Raw genomic sequence first — 11718 nt, forward strand, 5'->3', positions numbered from 1 at the left:
TGGCCTGCCGGTGCTCAGATAGTGCGGGGTACCGCCGATCACCTTCGCGTGCCTACCCGAACGCGCGGATCGGTCAGCGGCCCGCTTCTGGCCGCACTGATCGAGTGGCTCGCCCGGCAACCGTCCCGGCGGCTCACCCTGACCGGTCTGGTCCTGCTGGCCGTGATCGCCGTCGCCGACCGGGAGACCGGCGAGCACGTGTCGATCACGGTCGGCTACCTGCTCCCGGTCTTCCTGGCCGCCGCGAACGGACGCCGGTCCAGCATCGTCCTCGCCGGGATCTCCGCCGTCGCGTGGACGGTGCTCGAGGCGGAATCGATCGGCTACCACTACGAGAACCCGATCATCCCGGCGTGGAACGTACTGGCCCGCTTCACGGTCCTGTGGCTGTTCGGCGCCCTGGTCGGCCACCTGTCGTCCCGGCTGGCCGAGGAGACCGGCCTGTCCCGGACCGATGCGCTGACCGGCCTGCCGAACGCCCGCGCGTTCCGGGAGGCCACCGACGAGGAGATCGACCTCATGCGGGCGTCGGGCGGGTCGCTGACCGCCGCATACGTGGACGTGGACGGCTTCAAGGCCGTCAACGACACCCTCGGCCACGCGGCCGGCGACTCGGTGCTGGCCGCCGCCGGCCGGGTCCTCGGCGCCGCGCTCCCGCCCGGCAGCCGGGTTGCCCGCCTCGGTGGTGACGAGTTCGCCGTACTGCTGCCCCGAACCGGTCTGGACGAGGCCCTGACGCTTCTCGCCACCCTCCGGGACGAGCTGCTGCGCGCCACCGCCGCCTGGTCACCGCGGGTGGGCTTCAGCGTGGGCGCGGTGACCTTCGACAGCCCACCGGCTTCTGCCGCGGACCTCCTCGAACAGGCGGACCAGGTGATGTACGGCGCCAAGCGCCACGGCCGCAACACGGTCCGGGGCGTCAACGCCGACACCGACATCGACGCCGACCGCTCGGCGGCCTAGCGTCCCGGGCGTTCCGTCTCCGCCCGATTCCCGGCCGCAGTCCCTTCCGGCCGGCCTCTTCCGCTGCCCCTTCGACGGATCAGCGTCGGTGCTCGTCGAGCAGTGCGATGAGCGCCCGGGCGAACTGCGCCGGCCGCTCGACCGGTCCGAGGTGGCCGCCGGGCATCTCGGTCAGCGGCAGGCCGAGCCGTGCGGCGAGTGCTGCCGCGGCCCGATAGGGCAGCCGACCGCGGGAGTCGATGCCGGCGACCGGGACGAGACGCTCCGGCACGGTCAGGTCGATCTCCCTGGTCGTGAAGGGCACCAGCATGTGCTCGAGGAACAACGGCTGAAGCCCGGCGAGCCGGGTGAACAGGTCCAGAAGTTCCGGGGTCGGCGGTTCGGGCCGCGTATCGGCGTAACCGTCGATCCAGTCACCCGCGTGACGTACCGCCATCGACGCGGCTCCGTCCGCCGGTGTGGTCCCGCCTTCCGATCTGGCACCGCTATCCGGCCCGGCCCCACCATCCGGCCCGGCCCCACCTTCCGGCCCGGCCCCACCTTCCGGTGTGGTCATGGCGGCGGTCATGAGCTTCGCCGCGGCGGCCGGGTCCGTACGAGCGGTCACCCGGACCGCCTCGAGCGCACTCCGGTGTCGAGCGGCGTCCGGCAGGAGGGTGATCACCGGCGGCTCGTGGACGACCGCGAGTCGCACCCGCTCGGGGTGACGGGCCAGGAGTTCGAGCGCGGTGATGGCCCCGGCACTGAACCCGAACACGATCGGCGGCTCGTCGAAGAGCTTCTCGATCAGGGCGAGAGTGTCCTCGGCGTGCACCCGCGGGTCCTGTTCCACGTCGACGGTGTCGAGCCGCACCGCGGAGGCGACACGACTGGACATCGCGACGACACGATAGGACCCGGCCAGCTGTACGACGAGCCGGTCGAGGACTCCGGCGTGCCCCGATCCACCGGGCACGAGCAGCAACGGTGGCCCGGAACCGTGTTCGTGGCAGTTGATGCTGATGCCGTTGAGGTGGAGCGTCGAGGCAGACACAGCGTTGCTCCCGTCTAGATTTCGGACCAGTGCGTCAGGGTGTGGTGCAGCGCGTCGACCGCTCGCCACCACGAGGCGTCGAGGCTGCGATCAGCGGTGAATCCGCCGGTGGCCTCCAGGTCGCTGAAGCCGTGCAGGGTGCTGCGCAGCAGGCGGACGGCGTCGGTGGCCTCCGGCTCGGACAGCGCATAGCCACGCAGCAGCGCATAGCAGACGCCGATGATGCGGGCAGCGCTGTCCGATCCGGCGAGCCGCTCGGGTGAAACCGGAAACCGGGTCGCGGCGTACCGGCCGGGATGCCCGGTGGCCAGCGTCCGATAAGCGTCGGCGAAGGCCCGGAGCGCCTCCTGCCCCGATCGTCCGGCGATGGCCGCGCCGAGCGCGTCGGCCCACTCGCCGAGAGCCAGCATGGCCACGCGTTCCTGCAGGTCGGCGAGCCCTCGAATGTGCGTGTACAGGCTGGCGTCCCGCACACCGAACCGCTTGGCGACAGCCGCCAGCGTCAGATGCTCGAACCCGATCTCGTCGGCGAGATCAGCAGCCGCCGACACCAGGGCGTCGGGGGTGATTCTCTCCCGCGGCATATTTCCTAACCTTCCTAGGTAGAGCCCTATGGTACCTAGGAAAGTGCATCACAGAGCAACCACACCCAGCGGGAATCTCGATCGCACGCCCAGGGAAAATCTCAGATCTCCCACCCCGGCCGAAGCCATCAGAGGCCTGCAACCAACCACAATGGGTGAGCACCCGCCGTTTTAAGGACCGGCCATGCGACGGAGGCGGGCCGCCACGGATCAGGCAGGCCAGGCCGGCAAGGCGTCGCCGGTGCGGCATGGCCCGGCCGTTCGACCAGCCCGCCGTGGCCAGCCCGACATGGCCGACGACGCATGGCCTGCGACGACGCGTCAGCCTCGCAGGAAGGCCAGAACAGCGCGGACCCGGCGGTGGTCGTCGCAGTCCGGTGGCAGGTCGAGCTTGGCGAGCAGACTGTTGATGTGCTTGGCGACCATCGCCTCGGTGACCACCAGGTGCCGGGCGATCGCCACGTTCGACCGGCCCTCAGCCATCAGTGCCAGAACCTCGCGTTCCCGGACGGTCAGCCGGTGCAGCGGATCACGGCGGCGCCCGAGCAACTGGCGGACAACTTCCGGATCCACCACGGTGCTGCCGCCCGCCACCGCTTCGAGCGCGTCGACGAACTCGGTGACCTCGCCGATGCGGTCCTTGAGCAGATAGCCCACACCCGCGCCATGATCGGAGTCGATCAGCTCGGCGGCGTAGGTCTGCTCGACATACTGGCTCAGAACCAGGACGGGCAATTTCGGATCGACGGCCCGCATCTCGATCGCGGCCTGCAACCCCTCGTCGCTGAAGGTCGGTGGCATCCGGACATCGGTGACCACCACGTCGGGCCGGTGCTCCCGGACCGCCTCGCGCAACTCGACCGCGTCACCGACAGCGGCGACCACCTCGTGCCCGAAGCGGCGCAGCATGCCGGCCACGCCCTCGCGCACGATCACCCCGTCCTCGGCGATGACCACCCTCATGCGCTTTCCTCCCGCAACGGGATCTCCAACCGCAGCAGCGTAGGACCGCCTGCAGGGCTGGACACGGTCACCGTGCCGTCGAGCACGGCGACACGGTCGGCGAGCCCGATCAACCCGGATCCGTTCGCCGGATCGGCGCCGCCGCAGCCGTCGTCGCCAACTTCGACGACCAACCGGCCGCGGCTGAGCAGGGCCGTTACCGAGGCCCGCTCGGCCCCGGCGTGCTTGGCGACATTGGTGAGGCCCTCGGACACCACGAAGTAGGCGGTCACCTCGACCGCCGCCGGCAGGCGCCCCGGCAGCCGCAGGTCCAGATCGACCGGCAGCGGCGCGATCGACGCCGCCTCCCCCACCGCCGCGGCCAGGCCGCGGTCTGTCAGGACCTTCGGGTGTACGCCGCGAATCAGCTCCCGCAGGTCGGTGAGCGCCTGCTTGGCCAGCTCATGAGCGGCGGCGAGCGGCTCGGCGCCGGGCGAACCGGCCGGCACCTCGAGGCGGGCCAGGCCGAGCTGCATGCTGAGGGCGACGAGCCTCTGCTGGGCTCCGTCGTGCAGGTCACGCTCGATGCGGCGGCGCTCCACCTCGAAGGCGTCCACGAGCCGCGCGCGTGACCGGGTCACCTCGACCAGCCGCGCGTTGTCGCGTGGCGTGAGCATGGCCCGGGCCATGGCCGCCCTGGCACCCGCCCAGGCGATGACCGGGTAGCCGAGGATCGGACCCAGCAGCAACCCGGCGAAAGTCGCGGGCAGGGTCGACGACAGCGGTTCGTCAGCGATCGTCCACGGCGCGCCGATCGAGATGGCCAGCGTGTACGCGACACCGGCGAGCACCAGGAGATCCATCCAGCACAGCATCGCGGCGGACAGGGCCGCATAGAACAACTCCCGCCACGTCACCTCCTCCCGCAGCCGCAGCGAGACCCAGGCCCGCAGGCCGGCCCGTGGCGGCGGCAGATGGGGGTCGGGCAGCTCGTCGTCGTCGACGAGACGCAGTCGTCTGCGCTCCAGCCGGGCGACCACGATGCCGGACAGCAGGCAGGCCACATAGCCGGCGAAGCCGACGACCACCACCGCCAGGAGGGTCCCCACCGTCAGGAGAGCCGCCACCGCGCCGATCGTGGCGGCGCCCAGCAGCCCGCCGGTCAGCAGGTAGGCCAGCGAGCGCCACGGCCAGGACGATCGCAACAGGGCGACCGGCGGCAGCGTGAGCGCTTCGAGGGCGGTGCGGGGCTGCATGGAGGGCACGCTACCGGCCGGTCGCGGCGGTGTCGGTAGTGCTGGGGTTACCTTCGAATGTGGACCCCGCGTGACTGTGCCGGAGGCTTGCGCCCGGTTGGCTGAACGGCATGACGAACAACGCGACACCAGCGGTCGAGCTGCGGGCGGCGACCAGGACATATGGGACGGGCGAGCGCGCGGTCACGGCATTGGACCGGGTGGACGCCCGGTTCGAGCCGGGCACGTTCACCGCGGTCATGGGTCCGTCGGGTTCCGGCAAATCCACCCTGCTGCACTGCGGGGCGGGGCTGGACCGGCTCACCGGCGGAGAGGTGATCATCGACGGCGTTCCGGTCGGCGGCCTGAGCGAACGCGCTCTGACCCGGCTGCGCCGCAGCCGGGTGGGCTTCGTCTTTCAGGCCTTCAATCTGGTGCCGGCCCTGACCGCCGCTCAGAACGTGGCGTTGCCGCTGCGCCTGGCCGGTCGGCGGCCGCAGCCCGGTGCGGTGGCCGGGATGCTGGCCGAGGTGGGGCTGACCGGCCGTGAGGGGCACCGACCATCGGAGCTGTCCGGCGGCCAGCAGCAGCGGGTTGCCATAGCCCGGGCTCTGGTGTCCCGGCCCGCGGTGCTCTTCGCTGACGAGCCGACCGGTTCGCTGGACGCGGCCTCGGGCGCAGCGGTGCTGAGTCTGCTCAGGGCCGCGGTTGACCGTCACCGGCAGACGATCGTGATGGTGACCCACGACCCGGTCGCCGCCGCTACGGCGGACCGGGTGCTGTTCCTGGCCGACGGCCGCGTGGTCGGTGAGCTGCCGGGCAGTGTCGGAGCCGAGCGGATCGCTCTGCACACCGCCCGTCTCGAGGGCGCCACGGCGGTGGCCCGATGAGCGCGGCCTGGGCGATGGTCCGGCACCGGTTCGCGAGCTTCGCCGGCACGTTCGTCGCGGTCTTCCTGGGCGTTGCCGTCGTGTCCGGCTCCGCGACGCTCTATCTGAGTTCGCAGCCGCAGGCCCCCGCACGTTACGACCAGGCTCCGGTCCTGGTGACGCCCCCGAACGCGGAGACCGGAGACACCCGCGACCAGCAGGCCTGGACGGCCGCGGAGGCCTCCGCACTCGCCGCCCGGCTGGGCAGCCTGCCAGGAGTCATGGCGGCTGTCCCCGACCCGTGGTTCTACGTGCAGCGACTTGAGGCGGGTCGCGCGACCGGCGACGACCAGGCCGCTCTGATCGACGGCCACCCCTGGTCGGCGGCGACCCTCGGCGCTTATCGGCTGACCGACGGCCGCGCCCCCAAGGCAAAGGGCGAGGTCGTGATCGGTACGGACGTCTCAGCAACAGCGACGGCGAGGGGCGGCACCGCTCCGGCCGCGGCGGCTGCCGGCACAACAGCGAGCGTAGCGGCCGGCTCCGGCCCGCGTGGTTCCGCGGTGACTGCGGGGACCACGGTCGAGGTGCTCACGGCGACCGGGCCGGAAACCTGGCAGGTCACGGGCACCGTGGATGGTCCGGGGTTCTACGTGACGGACGGCGAGGCGGCGAGGCGGGCTTCCGGCGTGCGCGTGATCGGTCTCACTGTGACCGGGGACGTCCAGAAAGTGGTCGACGCGGCGGCCGCCGAGGTGGGGTCCTCGGGGGTCGTCCGGTCCGGCGCCGAGCGCGACGCCCTGGAGCCGGGCAGCATCACACGTGTCCGCTGGATCGGTGCACAGCTGCTGATCGCCCTGGTGTCGCTGGGAGCGTTCGCCACCGTGTTCGTGGTCTCGTCGACGTGTGCTCTGAGCGCCGCGCAGCGACGCCGGGAGCTGGGCCTGCTGCGCGCGGTGGGCGCGACGCCCGGCCAGGTGCGCCGCATGATGTATGCCGAGACCAGCCTGGTCGCGTTGCTCGCCGGGCTGATCGGTGCGCCCGCCGGTGCGGCCGCCGCCCCGCTGCTGGGCGACGCCATGGTCGGGATCGGGCTCGAACCGGCCGGGTTCACCGTCACCTGGCAGCCCACGGCCTTGATCGGATCGGTTCTGCTCGGGCTGTTCGTGGCACTGGCCGGGGTGACCGCGGCGACTCGCCGGGCGAGCCGGATCCCCCCGCTCGACGCACTCCGGGAGGCAGCCGCCGACCCGCGGGCGATGACCCCGGCACGCTGGGTCATGGGCCCGCTGTGCGCGATCGCCGGTGGAGCCCTGCTGGCCGGGATGCCGACGTTCCCGCTGGAGATGCGGAGCTCCGCCGGCCTCGGTGCGGCGATGTTCCTGCTGTGCGCGGCCGCGCTGCTGTCGCCGGTGCTGATCGTGCCGCTGGTGCGCACGGTGGCCAGACCGTGGCGTGGCACCGCCACCGGCATGCTGGTCCGCGAGGGCACGCTGACCGGGGTGCGCCGGGTCGCGTCGACCGCCGCGCCCGTGCTGGCGACCGTCGGGTTGACGGTCCTGCTCGCCGGCACGGTCGCGACGATCGAGGTGGCCGCCGGCATCGACGAGACCGCGAAGTACCCGGCGGCCGATGTACTGGTCCCGGACGGAACGCCAGGCCTGTCCGCCGCCGCGGTCGCCGCGCAGGGTGCCGAGCCGGCCCTGACGACACGGCTTCTGATCACCCACGGGGACACTACGACCGGCGGCTATGCCACCGGCCGGGGTGATGGGCTGGTTCTCGACCAGTTCACCGCCTCCGAGCTCGGCAGCAAGGCCGGCGACGTGGTGACGGTCCGGTTCGCCGACGGGGCGCGGGCGGAGCTACCGGTCGACGCCGTCGAGGAGGAGGCGAGCATTCCGCAGGACCTCGTCCGCAGGCACGATCCCGATGCACTGACCAGCATGATCGTCCTCAAGGACACGGCCGTGCCGACACCGGGGGCGCGTTCGGTCCCGATCCGGGACTTCGTCATGGAGGAGATCGAGGAAGAGGGACGGCTGGTCGATCTGTTCCTGCTGGCGCTGATCGGGCTCACCGCCGGGTACACCGCCATCGCGGTCGGGAACACGCTGCTGATGGCCACGACGGCACGGCGGGTTGAGTTCCAGGCGCTCCGGCTTGCCGGGGCCGGCACCGGACAGGTACTCAGGGTCGTCTCCGGTGAGGCACTGCTCGCGGTGTCGGTCGGCGCGGCCCTCGGCGGACTGGTGGCGGTCATCTCACTGGCCGGGGTACGTGCCGCGGTCGAGGACGAGATCGGCCGCGACATCGACCTGGTCATCCCCTGGGGCTCGACCGCCGCGGTGACGGCCCTCTGCGCCGCGCTCGCCCTCACCGCGGCCGCCTTCCCGGTACTCAGGGCCGCACGAGGCCGGTCATAACCCGCAATGGCCCTGACGAATCCGAAGCTACTTCCCGGTCCGGCCCTGGACCGCGGCGCGGGCCGGGAAGATCTGAGCTGACACTGATGGAAAAGCAGGAGGTCGGCGCGATGCGGGACGAACCTGGGCCGGCGGACGAGCGGGAGCGCGCGGGTCCTCGGTGGCGGGTTCTGCGGAGGCTCGTGGCGGTTCAGGCAGTCGTTCTGGGTCCGATGATCTATCTCTGGCTCGGGCCGGCCAGCGAGACGGCCGCCGCGAACCCGGGGCCGGATCTCGGTGCGGGGCTGGTCGGGCTTGTGCTGATGGTGCTCGGGCTGCCGTGGTCGGTCTTCGTCTGCCTGTTCGACAACCGGTATGGGATGTTCGACAGCGGGTGGCGTGACCTGTTCGTCATCGGGCCCGCCGTGGTCAATTTCGGCCTGGCAGCGCTGAGCCTGTGGTGGACCGCCCGCCATCCCGTCGACGACGCGGAGTGGCAGGTCGTCCAGGCCGACGACCTTGAGGAATCGGAGACTTAGCAGGCCGACCACCGCAACCGGATCGCGACGGCTGGGCGGCAGGGTTCAGTCCCGGCGGACCAGAACGGGACACCGGGGAGCGACCGAGTCCAGACCCGCGGACCAGAACAGGACACCGGGGAGCGACCGAGTCCAGACCCGCGGACCAGAACAGGACAGCGGGATCAGGCCGGACGGGCGGCCGGGCCCCGGCGGCGCTTCGCCGAGCCCGGGGAGAAGCGGTGGGCCGCGGTGAGCGTCCGGGTGGACCAGCGCATCGCGTCGAGGGAGAGGTCGGCCAGGTTGTCGGCGTTCCACTCGCCGTTCTCGTAGGCGCGTACCGCTTTCAGTACGTCGCCCAGCCGGCCGCTGCCGACGGTCAACGCGTCCGCCACCTCGGCGGTCAGGGGCAGCTGCTCGGCCATCGCGGCCGGGGTCATCGCCATCAGGCCGGCCATGCCGGTGACCAGGCCCGCCACGAAGGCGGCACCGGGGTCGGCGCCGAACCGCGGGGCCAGGTTCTCGCAGAGCCGGGCCTGGGTGAGAGCGGTCAGCAGCTGCTCCTCGGGAGCCTCGGCCACGTCGTCGACCACCATCAGGGTCGCCCAGCGGCGGATCCGGGTCAGGCCGACCATCATGACGGCCTGCCGGACCGAGGAGATGCGGCTGACCACGCCGGCGGCCACCGAGTTGCTGACCCTGAGCACGCGCAGGGCCAGCGCCGGGTCGCTGACGATGATCGAGGTGATCTTGTCGAGCGGCACGTCGGGGGACATCAGGGCGGCGACGAGTTCGAGGCGGCGCAGCCGGGACGGCGACAGGCTGGGGGTGCTGAGCACCTGGGGACGGCTCAGGGCGTACCCCTGCCGTAGTTCCATGCCGTAATGGTCGGCGATGGCCACCTGTGTCTCGGTCTCCAGCCGCTCGGCGACCAGTTCGAGGCCGGGGTACTCGCGGCAGGCGGCGACGATCTCGTCGAGCCTGCTCAGGTCACCGTCGAGGAGGTCGAGTTTCACGTACGACGCCAGGCCGAGCAGCTGCTCGTGCCCGGAGCCCCAGACGAAGTCGTCCAGGGCGATCTTGTAACCGGCCTCGGACAGCGCGGTCAGCCCGGCGATCACCTCGTCGTCGACGTGGACCGTCTCCAGCACCTCGAGCACCACCTGTTCGGGGCCGAACGGCAACGGGAGCCGCCCGGTCACGAACTCACGGGTGAGGTTGATGAAGCACGGCCGGTTGCCGGCCACCTCGGCAATGCCGAATTCGGTGAACGCGTTCACCATCACGGCGCTGGTGGCGTATGTGTCCTGCCGCCCCGAAGCGACGTCGTCCATACGGCCGCGGAAGAGCAGCTCGTAAGCCACGACGACGCCTGCAGCGTCGAAGATCGGCTGACGGCCGACGTGTACCGCGTCCAACACCGGGATTCCCACGCCGGAGCCATCGGCATCCCGAAGCCGGAGTTGATGAATCGGACGCCGAAACATTGGCTTCACAAACACTTCCACGGTGCCCGGCCGCCGTGTTGGTATGAGACGGCCGTCACAAATCGCGGATGCGATCACTACTTCACGGGCAAGAAGGGTTCCACCACATGCTCAACCTCTCCGTTCTCCTGGAGGACAGCGCCCGCCAATATCCGGAGCGCGCCGCTGTGGTGCTCGGCCCGCAGCGACTGACCTACGCGCAGGTGAACGCGGCCGCCAACCAGGTCGCCGGACTGCTCCGCTCGCGTGGCATCCAGCCCGGCGACAAGGTGGCACTCACCTGTCCCAACCTTCCGTACTTCCCGATCGTCTACTACGGCATCCTCAAGGCCGGCGCCGTCGTCGTACCGCTGAATGTGCTCCTCAAAGGCCGTGAGATCGCCTACCACCTGCGTGACTCCGGCGCCAAGGCGTACTTCTGCTTCCAGGGCACACCGGAGCTCCCGATGGGCGCGGAGGGCTTTGCCGGCTTCAACGAGGTCGACGCCGCCGAGCACTTCTTCCTGATCACCGCGGACCCGGCCGCGGCCTCGCCGATCGAGGGCGCCGAGACGATGGGCTCCGGCCTGGCGGGGCAGTCGCCGATCTTCGAGACGGTGCTGCGCGACGAGACCGACGCCGCGGTGATCCTCTACACCAGCGGCACGACCGGTCAGGCCAAGGGTGCCGAGCTGTCGCACTCGAACCTGGTGCTGAACGCGCTCACCTGCAACCGGCTGTTCGGCACCCAGCCCGCCACCGACACGCATCTGCTGGTGCTGCCGCTGTTCCACTCGTTCGGCTCGACGGTCAACATGAACGCCGGTTTCTCCACGGCGTCGACGCTCGTGCTGCTCCCGCGCTTCGACCCGGATGCGGCGGTGCAGCTGCTCCAGAGCGAGAACGTCACGTTCTTCGCCGGCGTACCCACCATGTATTGGGGTTTGTTGAATGCCCTGAAAGAGGGCGTGGACGTGGAGCGGATCGCCTCGAACATGCGGGTCGCCGTCTCCGGCGGCTCCAGCCTGCCGGTGGAGATCATCAAGGCGGTCAAGGAGCGGTTCGGCGTCACCATCCTCGAGGGGTACGGCCTGTCCGAGACCTCCCCGGTGGCGACGTTCAGCGCCCCGGGCAGCGAGCCCCGCCCCGGCTCGATCGGCATCCCGATCTGGGGTGTCGAGGTGAAGCTGATCGACTCCGACTGGAACAGCATCGACAATCCGGACGAGATCGGCGAGATCGCGATCCGGGGCCACAACATCTTCCGCGGCTACATCGGCCGGCCGGAGGCGACCGCCGAGGTGATGCGAAACGGCTGGTTCCGGACCGGTGACCTGGCGCGCCGGGACAAGGACGGCTGGTACTACATCGTCGACCGGGCCAAGGACATGATCATCCGTGGTGGCTTCAACGTCTACCCGCGGGAGATCGAGGAGGTCCTGCTCACCCATGAGGCGATCTCGCTGGCCGCGGTGATCGGCGTGCCGCACGAGAGCCACGGCGAGGAGATCAAGGCGTTCGTGATCCTCAAGCCGGGAGCGTCGGCAGGAGAGGAGGAGATCGTCGCCTGGAGCAAGGAGCAGATGGCCTCCTACAAGTACCCCCGGATCGTCAAGATCGTCGAGTCGCTGCCCATGACGGCGACCGGCAAGCTCCTCAAGCGTGAACTCAGCTGACCGTCGCTCGGAAGCAGGCGCCCGGCG

At 70.8% G+C, this 11718-nt stretch carries 10 protein-coding genes; 5 read left to right on the top strand and 5 right to left on the bottom strand.

Annotated features, from left to right (window positions below):
* Positions 1-48: 48 nt before the first annotated feature.
* A complete protein-coding gene (locus tag CLV67_RS19470) occupies positions 49-963 on the top strand; it encodes a GGDEF domain-containing protein (protein WP_170153927.1) in 915 nt (304 codons plus the stop codon).
* Between the two features lie 79 nt (positions 964-1042).
* Here the strand turns inward: CLV67_RS19470 and CLV67_RS19475 are convergent, their stop codons facing one another.
* From CLV67_RS19475 to CLV67_RS19490, 4 genes are all read right to left on the bottom strand, one after another.
* Positions 1043-1996 carry an alpha/beta fold hydrolase gene (locus tag CLV67_RS19475; protein ID WP_106320311.1) on the bottom strand — a complete coding sequence of 318 codons (954 nt, stop codon included), beginning with the start codon at positions 1994-1996 and terminating at the stop codon, positions 1043-1045.
* Positions 1997-2010: 14 nt separating this feature from the next.
* A complete protein-coding gene (locus CLV67_RS19480; RefSeq protein WP_106320313.1) occupies positions 2011-2580 on the bottom strand; it encodes a TetR/AcrR family transcriptional regulator in 570 nt (189 codons plus the stop codon).
* 321 nt (positions 2581-2901) lie between these two features.
* Positions 2902-3543 (bottom strand): response regulator transcription factor, encoded by a 642-nt coding sequence (locus tag CLV67_RS19485; RefSeq protein WP_106320315.1) that lies wholly within the window; start codon positions 3541-3543, stop codon positions 2902-2904.
* On the bottom strand, positions 3540-4778 hold the full coding sequence (locus tag CLV67_RS19490; protein ID WP_106320317.1) for a sensor histidine kinase: 1239 nt from the start codon (positions 4776-4778) through the stop codon (positions 3540-3542). The genes CLV67_RS19485 and CLV67_RS19490 overlap by 4 nt, the downstream gene beginning before the upstream one ends.
* Positions 4779-4888: 110 nt before the next feature.
* Here CLV67_RS19490 and CLV67_RS19495 point away from each other — a divergent pair, with 110 nt between their 5' ends.
* The 3 genes from CLV67_RS19495 to CLV67_RS19505 all read left to right on the top strand — a co-directional run bounded on the left by CLV67_RS19495 (position 4889) and on the right by CLV67_RS19505 (position 8570).
* The gene (locus tag CLV67_RS19495; protein ID WP_106320319.1) at positions 4889-5647 is read left to right on the top strand and encodes an ABC transporter ATP-binding protein; all 759 of its coding nucleotides are present in this window, start codon (positions 4889-4891) and stop codon (positions 5645-5647) included.
* Positions 5644-8052, top strand: a complete 2409-nt coding sequence (locus CLV67_RS19500) for an ABC transporter permease (RefSeq protein ID WP_106320321.1) — start codon at positions 5644-5646, stop codon at positions 8050-8052. Before CLV67_RS19495 ends, CLV67_RS19500 begins: the two co-directional genes overlap by 4 nt.
* Before the next feature lie 86 nt (positions 8053-8138).
* Positions 8139-8570, top strand: a complete 432-nt coding sequence (locus tag CLV67_RS19505) for a hypothetical protein (RefSeq protein WP_106320324.1) — start codon at positions 8139-8141, stop codon at positions 8568-8570.
* A gap of 164 nt (positions 8571-8734) precedes the next feature.
* Here the strand turns inward: CLV67_RS19505 and CLV67_RS19510 are convergent, their stop codons facing one another.
* The gene (locus CLV67_RS19510; RefSeq protein ID WP_239166414.1) at positions 8735-9970 is read right to left on the bottom strand and encodes an EAL and HDOD domain-containing protein; all 1236 of its coding nucleotides are present in this window, start codon (positions 9968-9970) and stop codon (positions 8735-8737) included.
* Between the two features lie 173 nt (positions 9971-10143).
* Here CLV67_RS19510 and CLV67_RS19515 point away from each other — a divergent pair, with 173 nt between their 5' ends.
* Positions 10144-11691, top strand: a complete 1548-nt coding sequence (locus CLV67_RS19515) for a long-chain-fatty-acid--CoA ligase (protein ID WP_106320327.1) — start codon at positions 10144-10146, stop codon at positions 11689-11691.
* Positions 11692-11718 lie beyond the last annotated feature (27 nt).

It is taken from the genome of Actinoplanes italicus (assembly GCF_003001815.1).
In the GTDB taxonomy this organism is placed as follows: Bacteria; Actinomycetota; Actinomycetes; order Mycobacteriales; family Micromonosporaceae; genus Actinoplanes; species Actinoplanes italicus.